Origin of the sequence: Nostoc sp. ChiSLP03a, from assembly GCF_034531215.2 — a bacterium.
Classification (GTDB): Bacteria; Cyanobacteriota; Cyanobacteriia; order Cyanobacteriales; family Nostocaceae; genus Nostoc.
Window position 1 is genome coordinate 61887 of sequence record NZ_JAVRBQ020000103.1, and the last position, 24798, is coordinate 86684.

The 24798-nt window shown below is 40.6% G+C and carries 13 protein-coding genes and 1 pseudogene; 9 read left to right on the top strand and 5 right to left on the bottom strand.

Going from position 1 to position 24798, the window contains the following annotated elements; all coding sequences use genetic code 11:
- Window positions 1-23: 23 nt before the first annotated feature.
- Complete coding sequence (locus tag RMY32_RS16930) at window positions 24-1172, top strand: universal stress protein (RefSeq protein ID WP_322712535.1); 1149 nt, start codon at window positions 24-26, stop codon at window positions 1170-1172.
- Window positions 1173-1176: 4 nt separating this feature from the next.
- Here RMY32_RS16930 and RMY32_RS16935 read toward each other — a convergent pair whose 3' ends face one another.
- The 3 genes from RMY32_RS16935 to RMY32_RS16945 form a co-directional block, all read right to left on the bottom strand.
- Window positions 1177-2673 (bottom strand): carotenoid oxygenase family protein, encoded by a 1497-nt coding sequence (locus tag RMY32_RS16935; RefSeq protein WP_322712472.1) that lies wholly within the window; start codon window positions 2671-2673, stop codon window positions 1177-1179.
- Between the two features lie 133 nt (window positions 2674-2806).
- Window positions 2807-4222 (bottom strand): folate/biopterin family MFS transporter, encoded by a 1416-nt coding sequence (locus tag RMY32_RS16940; protein ID WP_322712474.1) that lies wholly within the window; start codon window positions 4220-4222, stop codon window positions 2807-2809.
- A gap of 639 nt (window positions 4223-4861) precedes the next feature.
- A complete protein-coding gene (locus RMY32_RS16945; RefSeq protein WP_322712476.1) occupies window positions 4862-5227 on the bottom strand; it encodes a hypothetical protein in 366 nt (121 codons plus the stop codon).
- A gap of 1921 nt (window positions 5228-7148) precedes the next feature.
- Between RMY32_RS16945 and RMY32_RS16950 the strand changes: the two genes are divergently transcribed.
- The 6 genes from RMY32_RS16950 (at window position 7149) to RMY32_RS16975 (ending at window position 18633) form a co-directional block, all read left to right on the top strand.
- Window positions 7149-9959: a calcium-binding protein gene (locus RMY32_RS16950; RefSeq protein ID WP_322712478.1), complete on the top strand. Its 2811-nt coding sequence runs from the start codon at window positions 7149-7151 to the stop codon at window positions 9957-9959.
- 317 nt (window positions 9960-10276) lie between these two features.
- Window positions 10277-11740, top strand: a complete 1464-nt coding sequence (locus RMY32_RS16955; protein ID WP_322712479.1) for an ABC transporter substrate-binding protein — start codon at window positions 10277-10279, stop codon at window positions 11738-11740.
- Window positions 11694-13199, top strand: a complete 1506-nt coding sequence (locus RMY32_RS16960; protein ID WP_409883248.1) for an extracellular solute-binding protein — start codon at window positions 11694-11696, stop codon at window positions 13197-13199. The genes RMY32_RS16955 and RMY32_RS16960 overlap by 47 nt, the downstream gene beginning before the upstream one ends.
- Before the next feature lie 94 nt (window positions 13200-13293).
- Window positions 13294-15774, top strand: coding sequence for a hybrid sensor histidine kinase/response regulator (locus RMY32_RS16965; RefSeq protein ID WP_322712481.1), 2481 nt, complete (start codon window positions 13294-13296; stop codon window positions 15772-15774).
- 332 nt (window positions 15775-16106) lie between these two features.
- On the top strand, window positions 16107-16916 hold the full coding sequence (locus tag RMY32_RS16970; RefSeq protein ID WP_322712483.1) for a response regulator: 810 nt from the start codon (window positions 16107-16109) through the stop codon (window positions 16914-16916).
- A gap of 1057 nt (window positions 16917-17973) precedes the next feature.
- Window positions 17974-18633, top strand: coding sequence for a sigma-70 family RNA polymerase sigma factor (locus tag RMY32_RS16975; RefSeq protein ID WP_322712536.1), 660 nt, complete (start codon window positions 17974-17976; stop codon window positions 18631-18633).
- A gap of 285 nt (window positions 18634-18918) precedes the next feature.
- Here RMY32_RS16975 and RMY32_RS16980 read toward each other — a convergent pair whose 3' ends face one another.
- Window positions 18919-20493, bottom strand: coding sequence for an AAA-like domain-containing protein (locus RMY32_RS16980; protein WP_322712484.1), 1575 nt, complete (start codon window positions 20491-20493; stop codon window positions 18919-18921).
- A 5-nt stretch (window positions 20494-20498) separates the two neighbouring features.
- Entirely contained in the window at window positions 20499-21941 is a 1443-nt protein-coding gene (locus RMY32_RS16985; protein WP_322712485.1) for an AAA-like domain-containing protein, read from the bottom strand.
- Between the two features lie 504 nt (window positions 21942-22445).
- On the opposite strand from RMY32_RS16985, the gene RMY32_RS16990 reads away from it, so the two are divergent.
- Window positions 22446-23258 (top strand): class I SAM-dependent methyltransferase, encoded by an 813-nt coding sequence (locus RMY32_RS16990; RefSeq protein WP_322712486.1) that lies wholly within the window; start codon window positions 22446-22448, stop codon window positions 23256-23258.
- 257 nt (window positions 23259-23515) lie between these two features.
- Window positions 23516-24787: pseudogene (locus RMY32_RS16995) on the top strand (CHASE3 domain-containing protein); the annotation flags it as partial.
- Between the last annotated feature and the right edge of the window lie 11 nt (window positions 24788-24798).

The following is a 24798-nucleotide window of genomic DNA, read 5'->3' on the forward strand; positions in this document are numbered from 1 at the left end:
AAATGACTAATGACAAAGGACAAATGACCAATACTGGTTCGGCTGGGAATGCGCCTTTAAATTCTGCAAGTTACTCGCTTTATCCGGCACGACGGCGGGGTAAGCATAAAATCTTTATTGGCATGGCTCCTGGAGTAGGCAAAAGCTACCGAATGTTGGAAGAGGGACACGCACTCAAACAGGAAGGAATTGATGTTGTCGTTGGGCTTTTGGAAACCCACGGACGCAAGGAGACGGCTGAAAAGGCAGAGGGACTGGAAATTATACCCCGTAAGCAATATCCTCGCGGTGAGTTGACGCTGACGGATATGGATACAGATGCTATTTTAAAGCGATCGCCGCAATTAGTCTTAATTGATGAACTTGCCCATACCAATGTCCCTGGTTCTGCACGTGAAAAGCGCTACGAAGATGTCGAAGTAGTTTTGACAGCCGGGATTGATGTCTACTCTACGATGAATGTGCAACATTTGGAAAGTCTCAACGACTTAGTAGCCAGAATTACAGGTGTGGTAGTCCGCGAGCGGGTTCCTGACAGGATTATGGATGAAGCAGATGAAATCGTGGTAGTAGATGTGACACCAGAGACACTGCAAGAACGGTTATTAGAAGGGAAGATTTACGCACAGCCAAAAATCCAACAATCCCTCGATAATTTTTTCCAACGCCGTAACCTGATTGCTCTGCGGGAGTTGGCTTTGCGGGAAGTGGCAGACAACGTGGAAGAAAATGCGATCGCCTCTACTCCCAATGGACAATTTTGTAATATTCACGAGCGAGTTTTGGTGTGTGTATCTACCTATCCCAACTCAGTGCAGCTGTTACGCCGGGGTGCAAGGTTGGCTAACTACATGAATGCGCCGCTTTATACCTTGTTCGTAGCCGATCCAGAACGTTTCCTCACCAAAGAAGAAAGCTTGCATATCTACACTTGTGAGAAACTTTGTAAAGAATTTGAAGGTACTTTTCTCCGTGTTACCAACAGTAATATAGCTAATGCGATCGCCCAAGTCGCCGAGAAACATCGGATCACCCAAATTGTAATCGGTGAAAGTCAGCGATCGCGCTGGCAAATGCTCCTCAAAGGATCTTTGACGCAAAAATTGGTGCGCTTGCTCAAAAATATAGATTTGCATATTATTGCCAGCGAAAAAATGGTTTCACCCAAATAGGGGATCAAATTTCCCCAAAAACCTCAGAAGTAAAGCTTCCATGCAGACCATAGGGGATATGATGCTTCAGATGTAACCGTGCAATTACTCCTTTAGAGAAATCACTAGCATCCAAAATTACCAAATCTGAGCGGTGATGAGCAGCATCATAAACCAAAGCTAATATCCAACCATCATCTTCCTTTTCGGAATCTGGGCGCGGGACAAAAATCGGTTCACCTACAAAACCACGGGGTGCAGCACTCCAAAATTGTCTTTCTCCAGACTCTAAATCAATTTTCAACAATGCTTGTAAGGGAGCATTACCGGTTTCTGCATGAGCCGCACCTATATATAGATATCGATAAGGGCGTCCCACATTCGCCGGATGTATACTGGGAAATTCACAACATCGGCTCTCAATCAATTTCCGCCGTACTATCCCATCCTTTAAATTCAGAGAAAATCGCCAAAGTTGCCCAGGTGAAGAAGCTTCAAAATCAACTTGTCGAAAATCGCTGTTGGGTTCCACTTCTGGCAAATTTTGGTAACAAATGGAGTCAATCAAAACTTCTCCTCCTACTTCAAAAGCGTTAATGTGGTGGAAGACAAAACCAGACTGAGTTTCCAGAAATTTTATCTCGAGTTGCCCTTCTTTGGGGAAGCGAGGAATAATTAAAATTTGAGTTGGCTGATTTGGCTGAAATTTGATACATTCTCCCGCCGCACGTATTCCCAAAGCGAAAGGTATAGGATTAAAGGTGACAGGATTTTGAAAGAAGATGCAGTAATTGGGAGTAATAACAAAATCGTGAATAAAACAGAAACCTGGAACACTATGAGCGTGCTGTCTGACAATTTCACCTGCTGGGTTTAGCTCGAAAATAGTAATTGTGGTAGATAATCCTGGCTTAATCGAGAAGTTGACTAGGCAAGGTGCGCCCCCATCTTGCTCACAATTATTTTCCAAGCGGGGATGTGCAGCGAAAGCTTCACCTGCTGACAAAGCACCATTAAAATATTCATTTCCCAGCGTTTCAAGAGTATAAGGATCGAGACGATATGCTTCAGCCGCTTCCCACATTGCTAGCAGTTTACCGCCCCAATAGATAACATTTGTATTGGCGATATTTTTGAGTTTAAAGTTAAAAATATTAGCTAGCCAACCGCCGGGTTTTTGAGTACCAAAAGTACCGCGATAGAGGATTTTTCCCGCCTTTTGCTCTGCCAAATAGCCAGTTGTGCGGACAAAGCGATTGCGAAAATGGGCACGACCATTGGTAAAGGTAATTTTGCTAATCATCCCATCCCCATCAAACGGGTGATGAAGAGGTTGTCCATTCACATCCAGCAAACCGGGGCCATTTCTAAACAGCGTACCTTGTAACTCTCTGGGAATTTGCCCTTCTATATCATCAATCCAATAATCAAACTCTTGGGTGAGAGATTGATATCCTCCTTGCCAGTCTGCACGGATGTAGGATTTTTCTGTAACTAGGCTTTCTTGACTTTTCAAATGCATATACTTTGTTTTTTGTTGTTACCTTGCACAAAAATTTGTAGTTGCTTAAAATAATTTCTTTGCAACTTTACTACGCCAGTTGCTACCACGGTAAGGCAGCACACTGGCTCGAATTGGCGTGAGATTTATTACACTATTCGACTATTTTCGACTCTGGTTCTCTCAGTACCAACTCAGACATCAAATCTGGCAAAAACGCTTGTTTCTCATCTTTGAGTGTCTCAGTTTGCTCTTCAGCAGCAGGTAGCCATTTGATAAATGGTAAGGGTAACAGCGTGCTGAGGTTAGTAATTAACACCAAGAGCCAAAGTGACTCAAAGTTTGTTGCGGTGATCCCCAGCCAATAGGTGATTAATGCCCCGAATGCATGGGAAACCGTTCCGGCTGAATTATAGACTGACATTAGCAAGGCAAATAATGTCGCTTCCACACCAGAAGGACAAAGCCTTGCTGCTAGCACCATCACTTGCATAAAGGCAATTTTCCCCATCACAGTCAAAATCAGGCTATCACCCAAACTAAACCAGTGGTCATCTATACCCAATAGCCTGTTTGTGTGAGTTACCAACAACAGCATCGTCATCCCCAAAATTGACGAAAGGACAGTACTCCAAGCAAAAATCACGCGAAAAGGGATGCTTTTGAGGAAACGTTGAAAAATCCAAACACCTGCCAAAGAAGCGAAACTTCCCACCAAGTTTACTCGCCCCAAAAATTCTGGTTCAAAGTGGAGTTCGTTAGTAGCGAAATAGAAAAAGGCTGAGTCAGCATTTGGGGTAGCTTGCCAAATGAAGATAAACGCCGTTGGTAGCCAAATTGTTTTTTGGCTAATGGCTTGGCGTAGCTGTTCCAGTTGATGTTTGATTGGTACAGAGTTAGTCTGATTACTATCTTCAGGATCTTTGCTAACGGGGGACTCAGCAATTAACCAAGCCACTCCTGAAACGATCAGAGGAAATAAAGCGGTAATCCCAAAGACGGTACGGGTAGTAAAGTATTGAAGTAGTAGACCGCTACAGTAGGCTGTTATTAAACCTCCGATCGCAGAAGCACCCCAGCACAGAGATTGTAGTGAACCGGCTTTTGCTTGCGATTCGCCTCTGGCTCGTTCTACAACCAACGAGTCAACGATGACATCACTCATGGCGACACTAAGAGAACCAAGAGCGATCGCTAAGGTAGCTGCCCAGCTAGTATGAACTATTGTGGCCAGACTCATCCAAGAAGCAGTTCCCAGTATCCCGGATAAAATCAAGTAAGGACGGCGACGATAGCCAAATATAGGCAAGCCATCAGAGATGAAACCAAACACCGGCTTGATCATCCAAGGTAGGAAGACAATTCCCAATAGCGCCGATACTTGGACTGGACTCAGGAGTAGTTCATCTTTGAGAAAAAAGCTAACGGCTAGACGCGATAGCCCTAAAATTCCTTGGACAAAGTAAACGGTGAGAATTGCAATTAACTCCGCATTAGGTTCATTACCCAAGAAGAGTTTTTGTGTTATTGAGTCTTTGACCTTGGACAAGCCAGATGATTGATCTACCATTCGATAAATATTTTTTAAGTTTTGTTTACTTGTCTATCATATCGATTCTTAAGAGGTGGGTTTTTTCTCACCTTTTCCTTTAGTTTCTTCTTTGAGTATTATCAAGAAAGGCAGAAGGGAATTTTGACTTGTGACCTCTGCCTCCAGCATAGCTGCCTTCTTCAAGAACATCCTCGCAAATGCGATTGATGTCTATAATGATACCAAGACGCGCAGCGCGTTAACATAGCGGCACGAAGCCACTGCGGTGGGCGGGTTCCCCGACATAAAGCATCCAATCGCCGAGGCAAGTAATAAATTAGACTTTTCAAACAACCTCTTAGAGGTTGTTTGAAAAATCCTCTTCTTGGTAGCAAAACGTTCTAGATCCCCCTAAATCCCCCGATAAATTGGGGGACTTTGAAAGGTTTTGCCCCCCTTTTTAAGGGGGGTTGGGGGGATCAATAAGTGCCTAAAATCACAGCCAACCACTTTTCAAACAACCTCTAATAGCAAAAATTGGTTTAAACGAACTAAAAATACTTTATTAGTCCGTTTAAACCAACTTGAGCTAATAGCCTGAAAATAAATTTTCGGGCGGTTTTTAAGCTTTTGTAACAGCTTTTAAGATGGTGGTTCTACACATATTCATGTCGGGAATTAGGAATACTTAACATCTAGAAAAGGTAGTTGCTTGGAACCATTAGCGCCAATAACTTCAATACCTTGTTTGCCACGAATGCCGTCTACTGGCAGAGAAACTATATAAGGTGCGATCGCTGGTAGTCCAATTCCGGGCAAAGTACCAACGACCTCCACTCCCCAATATTCAGGTTGTTGGACGTATACAAGTGGCACAAGATTCACTTCCAAATTCAAGTATGGTTTCGTTCCACTGACAACTAAAATATATGTGTCACTTACTATACCAGGACGAATTTCTGCATCTTCAAAGTCAATTAATCGAGATGACTCTGGTTTTGGTAAAGCTCGGAATTGACTAAGACTTTGCTCTAATGTACTCATTTTTTCTCCTTTAGAAGAACTATGTTGTTGAAGCAACTAATTAAGGAGATAACAAGATATTTTCAATCTTGTACCTTCAACTTTTTAGTTTCTTAGTTAATTCATCAAGCTAGAAAGCAAAGTTTATGCAATGCCAACTTCTTCTTTACATTTATTTATCAAGCTCAGAATTTACCATACAAGGTGGTTAATCTAAAAGAATCCTTGCGTTGGCTGTGATGTACCGTCGATCTCGTTTTTTGCGATCGCAGATCCTTGAAATCATCAAAGTTCCTACATTATCCGAATAACGATCTCGAACAGTTCGCGTGCAGAGATACCATCGGGGGTGAATTATATGCAGCTTCACAAATAAACGGTATCACAGCAGTTTTCATGTATTTGAATCATATCTGTCGTAGGGACGCAAGTCCTTGTACCCCTACCGCGTGGTCTATTTACCTGAAAATAGCTGTAAACAAGAAGCATATACTACGTTAAATCAATACACAAACGTTTGTAAACGTGTACAATACTGATTTTATGAAGAATTAATGAAGTGAAGAGGAATAAATTGATATATCTATAAGTACTATAGGACTCATATTTGATTTTTGAAAAAAACTCAGTACAGCTTTATTCCTTCTTCCCAGTCCCCAGTCCCCAGTCCCCAGTCCCTACGATTAACTCAGAAATCAAATCAGATTGCTATAGTTGACCTTTACTGTCATCTATATGAATACTATACTGATGCCAATTGAAAAAATTTTTGCTAACCATAACACGCACTCTCTTGTATCTATATATTGATATTGCATTCTTTTTTCAAATTGGCGTGGTTAAAGAAATCTACTATATTAATACGCCTTCATTTCCTGACGACTGTTTTTTTAAATAAAAATCTATTTTTGCCCAAAACTTCCCAATATAATCCAGTTTCAGATTCACCGTCCTCAGTAGTTTCTTGGCGATAGTTAGGATGGGCTACGCCTACGCTACGAGAGTATGTTTGGTGGAGGTTATCTCTAAGTAGCTCTTGATAATGTGACAATCTTCTGGAGCGATCGCTTTCAACTCCTGTAACTTATCGTCATAAACTCACAGCATAACCCTAGATTTCAAAAACTCTTACAGCTTGCTTGTCTATTAAGGGCGACGACACGCTACACGAGCAAATAAAACAACTGTTTAGCTGCTGTTTAGCTGCTGCATTCTGAGTTATTAGTGGTTTTCAAGACATGAAGAATACATAAAGATAAATACTGAGATTATACCGATCGGCAAATAATGTAAAGAGTATGCAAAGATATGTCTTTAAGTGTGGACATCTCAGTATATCTTCAGATATGGTTATCAAAGTGTTATTTAGATGTTCCCTATATTTAAGCTACACACTTACGGGCAATAGCCCACAACAACTGCATAAAAATTATTTCCCTATCGAAAGTGAATTATTCTCTATATTTACCACAGTAGGGCTACGCTTTGAGAAGAAATATGAAGTGTGGGTTTTAGGTATTCAAGCTTGATTTTTCGACACTTTGTCAGTGATGGCTGGGTTGATCTGCGGATCGAGAATGATAAAAAAAGTGTGAAACCATCTGTTTTCCTAAATACACGCTCATAAATATGTACAATGCTAAGACTTAGATAGTCTTAACTAGCATTATTAACGGGTACGCAAATAACAAATGAAAAAGGAAATAGGGAATAGGCAAAGAATTTAACTTTGAATCTCCTGCCTTTTTCAAATCAGTTAGATAAGTCCTACTTACAAGCTCATCAATAGGATAAATCTTCGAGAAAATGCTAACCATCAAGGGTGGCATAACAGTATGTCGAAAGCGTCAACTCTCGGCGATTTCCGTGTGTCCTCAAACAACATTAACAACAAGTTAATAGCTGAAGTTACTCAAAATATCGATTCAGGAAGGTAAGAGTTATGGTGAATATCATTGGAACCAACGGTAAAGATACTCTATTGGGTACTCAGGACGCAGATACAATTAACGCTAAAGTGGGTGATGATATCATCGATGGCAAAAATGGCAACGACCTTTTAAGCGGTGATGCCGGAAATGATACCCTCATTGGTGGTGCAGGCAATGATACTCTCCTTGGTGGTACGGATAACGACTCCCTCCGTGGTGGTACGGGTAACGACTTTCTCCGTGGTGGTACTGGTAATAACTTGGTGCGGGGTGATGAGGGAAATGATACCCTTGATGCTTCCTATTCTTCTGGAAATAACATCCTCAGTGGAGATGCAGGGGATGACTATCTTGATATTAGCTATTCTGCTGGCAACAATACGGTTTCAGGCAAAGACGGCGATGATTCCTTTTACGCAGATGAAGTCCGGGGTAGAAACACTCTAAATGGAGGCGCTGGTAATGATGACTTCCATTTGTCCGCCTCAAAAACTGCCCCCTCTTCCTTAACGACTCAAAGTGTAAATGGAGAAACAGGTCAGGATTCTTTGTCTGTATATTACACCCGTGCTACTACAGGAATCACTTCGAGTTTCGATGCTGCTACTAACACTGGCTCAATTCAGGCTGGCACAAATCGGATTAACTACACCAATATCGAACAATTAGAAATTAGAGGTACAACCTACGCTGATTTTATTGTCGGAAGCAATGGCAACGATTTACTCTTCGGAGGCAGTAGTGGCAACGATTCAAATTATGGCAATGATACAATTTTTGGCGGTGAAGGTAACGATTACTTGAATGTTGATTATTCAACAAGCGATAACATCCTTGACGGTGGTGTTGGTAACGATCAATTCAGTGCTAGCTCTTCAACAGGCGATAACCTAATCTCTGGTGGCGATGGCAATGATAATCTCTCTGCGTCTAAGACAGATGGCAATAACACCCTCAACGGTGGTGCTGGTGACGATCAATTAGATGCTAACTATTCAACAGGCAATAACCTACTGAATGGAGGAGATGGCAATGATTCTCTTAGCGCCTCTCGCGAATACGATTATTCCGCCTCTTTTACCTCCGGGAATAACACTCTCAATGGTGGTGCTGGTGACGATCAATTGAGTGTTAACTATTCAACGGGCGATAACATTCTCAATGGGGGGGATGGCAATGATTCTTTCTTTGCCTCTGGCTACTACGACGACAAAAAAGCCGAGGGCAAATTTGGTAATAACATTTTCAATGGAGAGAATGGTAATGATTCCTTCTCTTTCGTCTTATATACTTCTCCACCTTCCTTAGCGACTCAAACAGTAGATGGGGGAACAGGTAACGATTTGTTGAGCGTTTCGTATATCTATCCTAGTGGGGGAATTACAACAACATTCAATGCTGCTACTAACACTGGCTCGATTAAGGCGGGCACGGATCTGATTAACTACAAGAATATCGAAGGATTACATATCTCAGGTACAGCCTACAATGACTTGATTGTGGGGAGTAATGGCAACGATACTATCTCGCTCTACGGGAGTAGTAGTGGCAATGATACTATTGATGGCGGAAAAGGTGATGATTTATTAGAAGGTTATTATTACAGTAATTCTAGCGGGGGTGAGGGAATCACTTCGACATTCAATGCTTTTACTAACACTGGCTCCATTACATCAGGCACGAATCAGGTTAGTTACAAGAATATCGAACGATTAAATATCTCAGGTACAGCCTACGATGATTTGATTGTCGGGGGCAATGGCAACGATACACTCACCGGAGGCGATCGCGGCAAAGATACTATAGATGGAGGCAAAGGTGAAGATTTGTTGTCTTTCTATAACTATTCCATCAGCCAGGGAATCACTTCCACATTCAATGCTGCTACTAATGCTGGTTCGATTACAGCAGGCCCGAATCAGGTTAGCTACAAGAATATCGAACAATTAAATATCTCAGGTACGAACTACGATGATTTGATTGTAGGGAGCAATGGCAACGATACCCTGGCTGGGGGACGTGGAAATAACACGATTCTCGGCGGTGCAGGTAAGGATTATTTGAGTGCTGACTATTCAAATGGGAATAATTTGCTCTCTGGTGGTGATGATAATGATTCTCTGAACGTTTCTGGCTCCTACGACGACTACCGAGGCAATTTTGATCTCGATGCTATCTCTGGTAAGAACACTCTCAATGGTGGCGCTGGTGACGATAACTTAGTTATTAACTATTCATCAGGCAATAACCTACTGAATGGGGGCGATGGCAATGATACTCTCACAGCCGCTGGTTCAGCTTCCTTATATTCCTCTTATGGAGCTTATACTGTCTCTGGTAATAATACGCTCAATGGTGGTGCTGGTAACGATCGCTTGATTGTTGACTATTCATCAGGCAATAATCTACTGGATGGAGGCGATGGTAATGATACTCTCACAGCCTCTGGCGCTTCTGGGAAGAACACCTTCAAAGGTGGCAAAGGTAATGACAACCTTTATGGAGGAGCGGGTACTGATACCTTTGTTTTCAATAGTTTCAATGAAGGCGTTGATACCATTTATAACTTCAACGCGACTAATGAACAGATTCAGATATCGGCTGCTGGTTTTGGTGGCGGGTTATCATCAGGTTTACTCTCAGCTAGCTCTTTTACCCTTGGAACATCTGCAACAACGAGCAATCAGCGATTTATCTATAACAACGCTACAGGTGCGCTATATTTTGACCAAGATGGCAGTGCGGGTGGATTTGCTCAGGTACAATTTGCCCAACTATCTGGTGGAGTGTCACTAAGTCAAAATAACTTGCTAGTTGTTTAATCCTCAACCCCATAGTCAAATAGAAATCTTCAGAATGCGAGGTGTTATATTCAGCACCTCGCATTTGAATAATTACTCCAATCGGTTCAAGAAGCAAGCAATTACCCATCTCTTTTAAGAGCGATCGCTTGTAAATTATTGAGAGATCGACAAAAAGCCTTAAATTGAATATACAGCAGATTTCAAGTTGTAAAGCAAACAAGCTAAATCTGTTACTCAGATATAAAGCGTGTTTTACTCCTAAATTCTGACTTCTGAATTCTGAATTCTGAATTCTGCTGTATCTATTCAGTTTAAATATAAGCTTTAGAAGTGTGGTGTCCAGAAAAAAAGCCAGTCAGATTACTCAGGTTTTGAAGAATCAGCAGAGAGTTAAGAAAGCTTTTAGCGATCGCCCTTACGCACTCATCGCATTAATCTTCTGCTTGATAATTGTTGCTTGCACTAACACATATCAATCCTCCCCTTCCCCATTTAATAAGTTATCTAGTGAAACTACCGATTTAAGGATTTGGTGGGATAAAGGGTTTACTCAGGAAGAGGATGAAGCTCTCAAGCAACTAGTTAGCCAGTGGGAAAAACAAACTGGCAACAAAATCAAACTTTCTTTATATTCTACAGATGAGCTAACACGGAAGATTCAAAGAGAAATTCAGGCTGGTAATCTTCCTGATATTGTTACCAGTTATACTGCCGATCGAGAAATTATTCCTCGTTTAAGTTGGGAAGGCAAACTAGCAGATGTATCAGATGTAATTGAGCCACTTAAAAGTTTTTACCCAGCAAAAATCCTCAAAACTGTTCAGTCTTATAATAATGTTAATCAAAAGCGAAGCTACTATGCTCTGCCAATGAGCCAAGCAACTATTCACATTTTTTATTGGCGAGATTTGCTAAAGCAAATAGGTCGTAAAGAAAGTGATATACCAATAAATTGGGATGATTTTTGGGAGCTTTGGAAACAAATACAGGATGACTTGCGGACAAAACAAATACCAGATAAAAAACAGAATATTTATGGATTAGGATTTACCTTCGGTATTAGTTCTGCTGATACATACTACTTGTTTGAGCAGATTTTAGAAGCATACGACGTGCAAATTTTAGATTCTATGGATAAACTGATCCTTGACGAACCGAAAGTGCGTCAAGGCATTATTAACAGTTTAAAATGGTATACAAATTATTATCAGCAAGGCTATGTACCACCAGATGCCATAAATTGGTTGAATCCAGACAATAATCGTAGCTTACTCAATCAAAGCGTGGTGATGACTCCTAACAACTCGCTTTCAATTCCTGCTGCTGTGCGGCAAAACCCTGATACATATTATCAAAAACTTGGTATCTTAGAGTTTCCCAATAAACCCAATGGCTTGCCAATGCGCTACTTAATTACAGTTAAGGAAGCGTTTTTATTTGCTGATTCTCAGAAACAGAAACTAGCTAAGGAGTTTCTTACATACTTAATACAACCAGAAGTGATGGGAAATTATCTCAAGGCTTCTGGAGGCCGTCATTTACCAGTTTTAACATCGGCGTGGGAAGATCCTTTTTGGAAAAACTCCAAAGATCCTTATCTCTCGACTGCCATTAATATATTTTTAAATAGAGAAACTCGCCCATTTTATTTTGTCCAAAACCCAGCTTATAGCTTAGTTTTAAAAGATAATGTCTGGGGTAAGGCGCTCAATCGAATTGTTGTAGATAAAATTTCTCCAGAGCAAGCAGCTGATGAAGCGATCGCCCGAATTAAGCAAATTTTTGACCAATGGCAGTAAGCTTTTACTAAATATGACATTTAAAAGAAAAGCTAGTCAAATTGCTAAAGGCTTTCATAATCAGCCGCAATATTACCATTATCGCAGATATGTGTTCATCGTATTCACACTCAGCTTGATAATTATTGCTTGTACTAACACCTCTCAATTAAAACAATCTTCAGTCACCCATTCCCCTACTGACAACACGGTTTTAAAGATTTGGTGGGATAAAGGTTTTACTGTCGATGAGGATGAAGCAATCAAGCAGTTAGTGAGCAACTGGGAAAAACAAACTAATAATCAAGTCAAGCTTTCCTTCTATATCGGCGATGAGTTACCGCAGAAGGCGCGTAGAGCTATTCAGGCGGGTAATCCACCCGATATCATGATGAGTTACGGCGCTGAGAGAGCGTTGAATCCGCATTTGGCTTGGGAAGGGAAACTAGCGGATGTAACGGATGTAATTGAGCCAGTCAAAAATCTTTATCCTGAATATGCCCTGCAAGCTGTTAATTATTATAATAATGCTGCAAAAAAACGAAGCTACTATGCAGTTCCAATCAATCAGGCAACAGTTCACATTTTCTACTGGCGAGACTTGCTAAAGCAAATAGGTCGCAGTGAAAGCGATATCCCCAAAGATTGGAATGGTTTTTGGGAATTTTGGAAACAAGTGCAGAACGATCTGCGAGCAAAACAGCAAAAACAGCATATTTATGGACTAGGTTTTCCTTTTTCTACTGGAGCTTCAGATACCTACATCTTTTTTGAGCATATTTTAGAAGCATACGATATACAAATTCTTGACTCAAAAGGAAAACTCGCGATCGACGATCCAAAGGTGAGACAAAAAATTGTCCAGGCATTAGATTGGTATACCAAATTTTACCAACAAGGTTATGTGCCACCAGATGCACTCAATTGGTTAAATCCAGATAATAATCGCAGCTTGCTCAACCGTGTGGTGATGATGACTCCTAACAACACCCTCTCAATTCCTTGCTCTGTGCGCCAAGATCCCGACACCTATCGCCATAAGCTTGGTATTTTAAAATTTCCTAACAAACCCAACGGCAAGCCAATGCGTTATCTACTCACACTTCGGCAAGCAGTTTTATTCGCCGATTCCCAGCAACAGAAAAAAGCTTTGGATTTTCTTGCATATCTCACCCAATCACAGGTGATAGATAAGTATCTGAAAGCTGCTGGAGGTTGTAATTTACCTGTCATCAAGACACTTTGGCAAGACCCATTTTGGAAAAACCCAGCTGACCCACACATTTCAACTGGGGTTGAGACGGTGACGGAAGGTTCAACGCGGTTGTTTTATTATGTCCAAAACCCGGCATACAGCGTAGTGTTAGAGGAGAATATCTGGGGAAAAGCTCTGAATCGAATAATTGTAAATAAAATTTCTCCAGAGCAAGCAACTGATGAAGCAATCAAGCAGATAAAACAGATTTTTGCTCAATGGTAATCAATAATTATTTATATTAACTAAAGAAATAACCTATATAGATGAATAATAAAAAAGATAAATATCTTTAGAATAAGAAACAAGTTGTAAATATATGAACTTCTGGAATCAGCACCTAACTATTAAAGTTGCCAGTTCCTTCTTATTCCTATCCTTGGTAACTGTAGGTGTAGTAGGAGGATTTGCTTTTATCAATGCGAGGGAAGCTTTGAAGCAAGCTGCTTTTGAACGGCTCAGTGCTGCTGCCACTCTCAAAGAAGAAGAAATTACCCGTTGGTTTGAAGATCAAGAACGAGACTTTCTCTTAGTAACTCAGTTTCCAGACGTACAAAATAATTTTCAAATCCTTTTAAATTCCAAACCCGCCGACGCAAATTATCGAAAAGCTTACAAAGTTCTCTCAGATTATCTTGCAAACATGGCTACAATCAAGCCAAGTCTGGGAGAAATTTCCATTCTTGACCGGAGCAATCGGATTATTTTATCTACTAATAAACAGCGTGAAGGTCAATATGAAATTTCAGCTAACATCACCTATATTGAACAGATTCAGCCAGGAGACTCTTTTGCCCCCATCTTTTATGCCTCACCGATTACTGGTAAGCCATCAGTGACTTTTGCAACCCCTCTACGTGATGCAGCCAAGGTACGCCAGGGTGTCCTTTTAGCCGATCTAAATTTAGGCAGAATAGATCAAATTGTCCGGGAACGTACAGGCTTAGGTAAGAGCGGAGAAACTTATTTAGTTGGTTCTTTAGTAACTAAAAACGCTTTTATTTCTAAAGAGAAAGATAAAACACCGGACTTTTCTCAAGGAGTTAGTAGCCAAGGTATTGATGCAGCAATGGGTGGAATTAGTGGTCAAGGACTTTATCCAAACTATGCTGGAGTGTTAGTAATTGGGGTATATCACTGGCTCAATGACCAAGACCTAGCCTTAATGGTGGAGATGAACCAGGAAGAAGCCTTTGCGCCGGCTCAACGATTAGCAGGAACGATGATGCTAGTAGGATTCTTATCAATGGGATTTCTATTGATTGGAGTGTCTTGGCTAACGCGACAGTTAAAAATTTCTGGCGAACAGTTAGAGAATTATAGCCATAGATTAGAACTAAAAGCCAAAGAAGCCGAAACTGCCAACCGTGCCAAAAGCGAATTTCTTGCAAACATGAGTCACGAACTTCGTACTCCTCTCAACAGCATCCTTGGCTTTACTCAGCTAATGATGCGCGATTCTTCTATCAATGTTTCTCAGTTGGAACATTTAGAAATTATCAGTCGCAGTGGAGAACATTTGCTTACCTTGATTAATGATGTGTTGTCAATGTCCAAAATTGAGGCGGGTTTAACGACATTGAATAACAATAGCTTTGACTTGTACACTCTACTTGATTCACTTGAAGAGATGTTTCAAATTAAAGCGGAATCCAAAGGTTTACAGTTGATGTTTGAACGTAGACCGGAAGTTCCTAGATATGTGCATACAGATGAAAGTAAATTGCGTCAAATATTGATTAATCTCCTTGGTAATGCTATCAAATTTACTCAAGAAGGTGGCGTCAGTTTACGAGTGAGAATGAAAGAAGAAAGTAAACTACAGCAACAAGAAGGCACACAAGTAATAGGCAACTCTCGCCCTTCATTCTTCTGGCTTCATTTTGAAGTTGAAGATACTGGGACAGGGATTGCACCTGCCGAAATTGAAAAGTTGTTTAAACCCTTTGTTCAAACAGAAGCAGGTCGAAAATCTCAGCAAGGAACAGGTTTGGGTTTAACTATTAGCCAACAATTTGTGCATCTAATGGGGGGAAGTATTACTGTTAGCAGTACTTTGGGACAAGGAACGATTTTTTCTTTCGATCTCCAAATTAGTCTAGCAGAAGTAGCTGAAGCTCCAATTCTACAGCTAAAACGACGAGTAATTGGTTTAGAGCCTAATCAACCAAAATACCGGATTTTAGTAGTTGAAGATAAATGGGAAAATCGCCAACTCTTAGTCAAGATGCTAGTATCGCTTGGCTTCGAGGTACGTCATGCAGAAAATGGTCAAGAAGGGGTGACTCTTTGGGAAACTTGGGAACCACAACTGATTTGGATGGATATGCGGATGCCTGTAATGGATGGGTATGAAGCGACTAAACAAATTAGAGCTACTTTAAAAGGTCAAGCTACTGTGATTATTGCTCTAACTGCTAGTGCTTTTGATGAGGAACGGTTTGTGGTTTTATCGGCTGGCTGCAACGATTTTGTACGTAAGCCGTTCCGAGAGGAAGTAATCTTAAATATGATGTCTAAATATTTAGGGGTGCGCTATGTATATGCAGAGAAACCCCTTCAAAAAGACGAATTTGCCGAAAATTCCGACCTGAAAATTTTATCATTAGAAGAGATGCTGGCTCAGATGCCTATTGAATGGGTAGCACAGCTCCACCAAGCGGCACTGTGTACTGATGAAAAGCTGATTTTTAGCTTGCTTGAGCAAATTCCTGAAGAATCTGCTCTTTTGAGAAACACTCTGTCTGATTGGGTTAATAACTTTCGCATTGATAAAGTTATTGATTTAACACAATTGTAAGAAATGATTTTTGAATCAGAATTCAGAAGTCAGAATTCAGGAGTCAGAATTTAGGAGTCAGAACAATAAATGGGGGGATTAATATTATGTCCGCTTGATTATTTATTAAACACATCTGGCGTGTAGGGTGGAATGACTGTGTAAATCATAACTAATGAGCCAGACTTGATATGATATCTGCCACTAATTAAACATCAATAAATCTTTGTGTAGTGAATGCACTAAAAGTTTTGGTGGGTATCTTAAAACATTCACTAGTCGGACTCTAATTTAATTTTGAATTATGATTTCTGGCTGTTGAATTATTTTCTAATAAATTAGTTCTAATAAATATGGATAACCATCAAGTTCAGCTACCAAAAGCAAATATTCTTGTTGTTGATGATACACCCGATAATCTGCGACTTTTATCCGCTATGCTAACTCAAGTTGGCTATGAAATTCGGAGAGTTATTAACGGACAAACAGCTTTGAAAACAGCACAAGCTGCACCGCCCGATTTAATTTTGCTTGACATCATGATGCCAGAAATGAATGGTTATGAAGTCTGTCAACATTTGAAAGCCTCAGAGAAAACCCGCGACATTCCGGTGATTTTTATTAGCGCCTTGGATGAAGTTTTTGACAAAGTTAAAGCTTTTGCAGTCGGGGGAGTGGATTATATTACCAAACCTTTTAGTGAAGAAGAGGTTTTTGCCCGTGTAGAAAATAACTTGACTATCGGCAGGTTGCAAAAACAACTGACCCAGCAAAATATACTTTTGCAGCAGGAAATTAGCGATCGCCAAAAAGCCGAGTCAGCACTGCGCCTTAGTCAGTTTTATTTAGATAAATTTAAGGATTCTATCTTTTTTGTAAATTCGGATGCCCAGCTAGTTTACGTGAATGAAGCCGCCTGTCGTCATCTTGGCTACTCCCGCGCCCAATTGTTGACCATGACTGTTTACGATATAGATCCAAATTTTTCGACGGTTACTTGGCGATCGCACTGGGAAGAAGTTAGACAAAAAGGCTCTCTCACTTTTGAGTCTAGTCAACGAACTCAAGATGGTCAAAACATAGTCGTGGAAATAACTGTTAATTATCTAGAGTTAAACGGACAGGAATACCATTGTGCTAGTGTCCGCGATATCACCTCCTAAGAGACTTCCAATTAAAAAAATATTCCATCGCTTTGAGGGCAGGGGAGCAGGGAGCAGGGAGCAGGGAGCAGGGAGCAGGGGGAGAGAAAGTCGTTTTGATGAATGTGAAATGGGATAATTTATTTTCTGGAAGTCCCTTAATAACATCATTTCAGCAAACCGCTAAAGTATTTTGTATCAAAAGTTCTGTAAATAAATAAGCAGTCTGAGATTGCTAGAAGATACCTTTAGTCAAGGCTTCTAATCTAATACCAATTTTTTATAAAGCTGCATAGAATTCGTTCCCCCCTAGCCCCCTTATAAAGGGGGGAACCAGAAAAACATATCAAAGTCCCCCAATTTATCGGGGGATTTAGGGGGATCTAGATATGTGTAACTTCACATTAAATTGGTATAAAACTGCTAACACAGGTGAGAAAATAGATGTTTTCTGACGTTAGCGACATTTTTTACATAAATTAATAAAACTTTGACAGCAAAATTCCTGACAAATTATGACTTTTTCATGCTGTTAAAAAGTGAGTGATTCACTAAATTAAAGGTATGGTCAAAGTAAACTTCAATCCAAAACTTCAAAAAGGTCTAATAAGTAGAAGCAGAAGGGAAAACCCCAACAGTAACAGGTTCTTCTGATTTGCATTTTACATTTAATTATTTCCTCTTACTGAGTTGATTATGTGGATTGAATTGAATCAACGAACAAAAGTGTATTGCCCATTGCAACCATGCTGTTATCATCTCTGATATCTCACAGATAATCATAGATAGCATCGAAATACTTGGCCACTGCATCAAGTCTGCAAAGTATGCCCAAAAAAGAAACTTCAGGGAAGAAAAGAAGATGCGAAAAAATAGTATAAACCAAGATTTTATCCCGCCTGAACAAGCAATTCATCGTTGTATTCAGGCATCTGAGCAAGGAAATATAGATAGTATTGCGGTTGAAACCGATCGGGTGAGCAACAGCTCTTTAACTGTAAAAGATGTTACTACTGATTTAGGCATTCAGAGTCATTCACTACCAGTAAACCAGGAAGTCAGGTGTCCGTTCTCTAGCATTTCAGCTAAGGAGAAGCTAAATGAACAGCTAACATCCTTAGTTACCCAAGCTCGTAGACATTCACCTGGAAGCCGTCAACGTCAGAAGTTGCTCACGCAAATCATTCGTTTGACACAAGGTAAACTCTGGAAGGAAAATACTCCCTACTATCAAGACGCACTGCAACAAACTTGGTTGTATTTCTGCCGCAACGTTTGTGATGGTCTGACAGGTCAAGTTTATGACTCCACTCAAGGTAGTGTGATTAATTGGCTGGATGCTTACCTTAAACGCAGACTACAAGACTTTTATCTCAACCAAAACCGGGAAAAAGCCACAACAGTCTCCTTTGGAGTTCGTCAGTCTAAGTCGGGTGAGATTGGTGAAAGTATTGACCCGATAGATAATATACCAGCTACCCCCCAAGCACCTCCTATTTTGGAAAACCTGGAGACATGGGTGGAGACAGACTCGGATATGGAACTACGTAGTACTCACATTAAAGGGCGTCCAGACGTAAATTGTCAGGTATTAATTCTCAAACGCTTACCCCCGGAAGTTAGTTGGAAAGAATTATCTAAAGACTTTGGGCTGTCAATTGCGACATTAAGCAGTTTCTATCAACGTCAGTGTCTACCACGCTTGCGGAAATATGCTGAGATAGAGGATTTATTATAAATGCTATTTGGACATGAACAAATAAGTACTACTAGCGTACTCTCTCTCAAAGAACCTTCTAATAATGTCCGTTTCAAACCTGATACTTTACTAACCTACAATTATCTGAAATAAAAAACCAATAATTAGACTAACTATTCCAGAAATCAAACCGGCACAAAAGAAGTAAAAAAACAATTCAAAACTTGCTTGAATATTTCGGGTTTAATAAGCAATCAAGCGGATATGATATCAACTATCATAAATGGAATTTTATTTTGGTTGCAGATACAATCGTTGTCTTACTCATGGGTAATGTAGTAATTGCTTTGAGGTCACTGAACAGTGCTTTTTATACTCGAAAGTCACCATCGCCAATCCTAAAACAACTATTAATGCCCAACCGAACGCGCCTATAAAAAATAATCTTTGAAATCTAGCTGCTTTTTGCTCTTGAACTAGTCTAGCTTTAACTTCTTTAGTTCGTTCTGCTTCTAACCATGTCTCAACTTCTCGGCGATCGCATTCTTGGCTAGCTGCTAAAAACTGATAATCTAAATCGCTCAAGCTTTTGCCTTGCGACCAAGCTAAAGCTTCATGTAAGGCTGTCCCGCGTAATAGTCGGGAATTATCGCAGCGATCTGAGGCTACCCAAGCGTTAAATGCTTGGGAGTAGGGTCGTAATTTTGCTAGTTGTTTTTCTACCCAAGTTTGATTGAAAACCTCTTCATAAATCCGGTTCTTTACTATTAATTGCCCCTGCTGCTTGGTTACTAAACCCGACAACAGCAGTTCTATTTGTTCTTCTCCATCATCACTAGTTATCTGAATTCCTTGTAAAATTTGCTGATATAGTCCTAGCAAACCTCCAGTACGTTGCTCATTTATCAGCAGGCGATCGCGGATTGTTTTCAAATGCTCTGGATCGTCTTTTGCTTCCCATTTATCAATAATATGTGTCTGCACTAGTTTTTCTAATATTAACAAGGGAAATTGGTAATAAAAATTTATTAAATGTTGATTAATAATTGGTAAATGGTTATCCAATTTATAACGCTCATCAACTTCTAAGCTTCTCTGTTCTTCAACATTTTTGCTTCCAGAGGTTCTTTCTTGTACTACTATCTGACATAGTTTTTGAGTCAAAAATGGCTGCCCATTTGTCCAAGCTAAAATTTCTTTTAGGACTGCCATTGGATTAGCTACTTTACTTTCTAAACCTGCGGCTAATGGTTGAACTTCCGATAAATTAAAGCCGTGCAGTTCAATAGATTTACCAATATTAAATGGGGTACAGTTGCGATCGGCAATCAAATCTGAAGGGGTTGCAACTCCAAACAGCGCCCAAGTTAGACGGTTATATTCGGGATTTTCGGCTCGCTGATTGTAGCACGAGCGAATTAAAGTAAAAAAATCGACTACCGGGAAATTTAAACCTAAAACACTATCAATTTCATCAATAAAAATAAATATTTTTTCAGTTTTTAGTTCAACTAATAAAATGTCTTCAACAAATTGGCTCAATCGCTGTAATGCAGGTAAATCTTCACGCTCCGACCACCAGGCTTTTATATTAACTTTGCTAAAGAGATTAAAGCTCCTTAATAAGTCAACTACTATGCCCTTATACCATTGAGCAGGAGTAATATTGCCGTTGCCGATGCGAGTCATGTCGATAGAAGCACAACTGTAGCCTGCTTGTTCTAATCGGTGTCTCGTTTGTAACCGCAAACTAGATTTCCCCATTTGTCGGGAACTAAAGACATAACAAAATTCACCTTGAATTAAAGCATTATAAAGTTCAAAGTCAGCCTGCCGTTCTACATAGCTAGGAGCATCGACTTTGAGACTACCGCCAATTTGATATTCGTATTTATTCATAGCCTTTAGGTTAATTGCTCTTGGAAATATAGCTGGTACAAATCACAGCTAGGCATTGCCTGATTTCCTTCAAGTTTTACCAGACCCATACTTTCTAATTTATAGGCAGCGATCGCTTCTAGTTGTACACTTGTGGGAGAGGTAACTACCCGTTTGAGTGCGATCGCAAGTTCTGGATGTTCTTGGAGATTGGCTAGATGATGGCGTAAATAGTTGCTATAAATACCGGCAATTGTGGGAGCCTCTTGTAATAGCTGCTCTAGGGTTACTGTTTGATTTCCTAGGTTATAAAGAGCCAGACGAGCTAGATAAGGATGACCGCCAATCATCGCTCGTAGCAAAGCCAACTTTTCCAATCCTTTCTCACCTTTGGCCCAATCCAATCCATGACGCACTGCCAAATCCTGCATCTGCTCTAAACTAAATTCTGGTAACTTAATCGGTAGGCCCACATTGAAAGGTGATTGATTAATATCTAGTGGGATATAAGCTTCAGTGGCATGAACTACTACTAATCGCAGTTTTTGCCAGATTTCTAATTCGGAAGCATCTTCATACCAAGAACGCAGTAGCGGTAGAAAATCTTTAGAGATTTCTGGATACTCGAAAATTCGATTCACTTCATCCAAAGCTAAGACTACCGGAGCGTCGATTTTTTCTAGCAAATACTCCTGTAAATACAATGTGCAGCTAACTTTGCTACCAATATCCTCATCCCAATAATCATCTAGTCTGATTTCTAGGTTCAACTGCCGACTGACGTTAGCACAAAACCAGCGTAAGAATTTTTCCAAGCTAGTGAAAACTTGACTATCTGCCCTCTGTAAACCGATTTGTACAGTGTGTACCCCAGTCTGTTTGGCATGAGTCAGAATCCTGTGCATTAGGGAGGTTTTTCCCATTTTGCTGGGGGCTTTGATTCTGATTAGGCTTCCAGGTTTATTGATTTCGGTATAGGTGCGTTCTTCAATTGGCGGACGTTCTATGTAAAAAAAGGAATTTAGGGGCACTGAGCCACCAGGATTTTCTAAAAAGTCGGGATTAGAGACTGGGGTTTTTCTCTCGTCTTGTTTTTCGATTACCAAAGAAGACGCTGATATTCCATCTTTGGCTCTGCTTGTTGGCTGAGACTGTCTCAAAACTGCTGGCACAGGTTGTAATTTTTCTGGCAAAACGCTATTTTGCGTAGGCAAAGCCCGCTGGAGGCCTCGCCGTCTCAATACTGAGCGAAAATTACTTTTTGTCACCTCTTCCCCGAAAGCTTGTGAAAGTAACTTCCATAACTTAGAACCAACATCTTTTATATAATTGGCATCGTAACCACAGCTTTCGGCGATATCTGGATAAGTTTGTCCTTCCCAAGCTTTACGAAATATGATTTCTTGAACATCACTTAAGCCATGTTCAAGAAATGTATCTAAAATTACTAATGCTTCTTCTATATTCATTTTTAAAAAGAATAAAGTTTGTTTTAAATAAGACTTTAGCGGAATTTTTCAGACTTTTTTCAGTATTTACTTAAATTTAAACAGTTAACTTCATTTTTGCCTGCCATTTTCAGGTCTTAAGGAATGTCAAAAAATAAATTCTCCAATACCCTAATAAATGTTAGGACTTACGCATACTCTATGAATTCTTGGCGTTCTTCTCTAACGAGACGCTACGCGATGGCGTCTTGGCGGTTCGATAAATTAGGCTTTTTGGGGATTTTTGCGTAAGTCCTAAATGTATAGAGGATTAGCGACAGCGTAACGTACCTGTACAATTTACATATAGCTATCGTTCCGGTGCTTGGTTGTTCTAATCAGCACTCTAATGGGATCGATAGCTTTCTTGTGAATTGGCTCAATTAAAAACTGTCTGGAGTATTGCTCTATTATATTTGCAGTTTATTTCTCGTTCCCAGATTGGAATCTAGGAACACCAGTAACGAGTGTAAGTAGGAGATGATTATGCCGAGATGGAATGCAGAAAAAAAACAAGCATATCGAACCGAGGTAATTCAACGTATCACCGCAGCGATGCCCTCAGTAATGCAGGAATATGCCTTAATTAATTGGCAAGAGGAACTCAAAGGCTACCATACTGAGCATGAATATTACCCTGACTATATCCACGCTCCCATTCATGGGTCAACTGATTCCTACACTAACCCTCAGTCGTGCTTAGGTTGGGATGCTGCTATGGATGCGATTATTCCCCTCAGCCACAATGTTAGTTGTCAGCAGTTGCGCGAGACAATGGCTGAACTAATTCCTGAAGACACTCAAATTGAGACGGTGCTAGAGCTTGGTGCAGGTACGGCTGGTGGAGCGCTGGCACTGGCACAGCGGTTTCCACAGGCCACCTTTCGCATTACTGATGTTTCACCTTATATGCTGGTCATTAGTCAGCACAAATTTAACAAGGCTGGATTGAGTGAGCGGGCATCCTTCGAGCAGGTGGACGCTCGTAACACTGGCTACCCTGACAACTCCTTCGATCTTGTCACATCATCACTACTCTTTCACGAGACACCTAAAGAGTGGACTCCTAAGATTCTCAAGGAGATGTACCGGATTACCAAACCCGGAGGTTGGGTACTATATGCTGACACTTATCGGGGTGAATACGCCCTCAGTGCTTCTTTTCAAGAACCGTGGTTGGATGACTTTATCCATTTCAACTTCGAGTACGAGTTTGCGAAAGCAGGTTTTACAGAACTTAATTACATCCGCTATGCCGTGGGTTTGTGGTATATGGTTGGCCGGAAGCTAGAAATGTGAGAAAAAACAATGACAACAGAAGTTGGCGTTGTCCCTTAGACAGTCCTGAAGCTCGTGTTCAAAGCAGCTACGTAAACAAAGTTATTTTCAAGATAGTGTCGTTTACTGTACAAGTGCTGCTATAGCATAAGTAAATGCTACAAATTACTCAAATTGCATTCAGGCGTAGGTTGATCGGCGCGATCGCTCTACCAATTATCTTGTTATTGTCCTTGTCAGGAGTTTCAATCTGGCAAATTAACCGCCTGCTTTCGGCTATGCAATGGGTTGACCACACCGATCGAGTAATTGCCCAAGCAAATAACTTACAAAAACTATTACTGGATCTGGAGACAGGAGTACGTGGATACCAGCTTACAAGTGAGCCAGAATTTCTTAAACCTTATTAGCAAGCTAACTCTACGATTAATATTACTTTCGATCAGTTGGGTGATTTAGTTTCAGATAATCCCCGACAAAGTCAACACTTAAGGCAAATCGAGGCAGAGCAAACAGTCTGGAAGAACTCTATTTCTCAAGCGATCGCTCGCAAACAAAAAGGTGAAGCTGAACCCCTATCAGCAATTAAGGTTCGCAAACAGCACATGGACGTAATGCGAAATCAAATTACTGATTTTATTGCTACTGAAGAGCAGCTACGGTATCAGCGCAACCAAGCAGTCCAACAGACTACTGAGCGAGTCATCTTTACTAGCATAATCCTGTCGCTTGCTGCTGGTGGCATCCTTGCCTTTTATATTCGACGGCAAATTACACATGTGTCTGACAATTACGAGAATGCTCTCAAAACTGCCCGAGTACAAACTAAAAATGTTCAGCTTTCTGCCCAAAGACTTGCTGCTTTACATAATATTGACCGAGCAATTCTAGCAGCTGAGTCAATCAAATCTCTAGTCCGAAGTGCGCTGACCCAAATGCGTCAGTTAGTACCCTATGAGCAAGCATTTGTTGCCCTATTTAATTTTGAGACAGGCACAGCTGAGATTGTTGCAGGCAGCAGCACTAAAGAATTACAACCGCTTGAAGGTACAAAGATGGCAGTATCAGACTTTGCGCCCGATCAAAGCTTGCGACAAAACCTTAGTTATGTTAAAGACTTGACAAATGTTGAGCTTTACCCAGCTATTTTAGCGCAGTTGCATTCGGCAGGAATGCGTTGTTGTTTGCGGATTCCGATGTTAGTTGAAGAAACGCTGCTCGGAGAACTCAACTTAGCGGCGACTCAGACAGCTGTTTTTGATGCTCAATCACAAGATGTTGTGATTGAGGTGGCGGCTCAGTTAGCGATCGCTATTCAACAATCTCTGCTACGCGAACAACTTCAAAATTACGCTTTGGAACTAGAACAGCGTGTCACCGAGCGCACTGCACAGTTGCAAGAAACAAATCAAGAGCTAGAAGCGTTTACTTACACGATATCGCACGATTTACGGGCACCGTTACGTACTATGCAAGGCTTTGCTCAGGCATTGCAAGAAGACTACACAGACAAACTAGACTCGGTTGGGCAAGAATACATTCAATATATTACAGAGGGTGC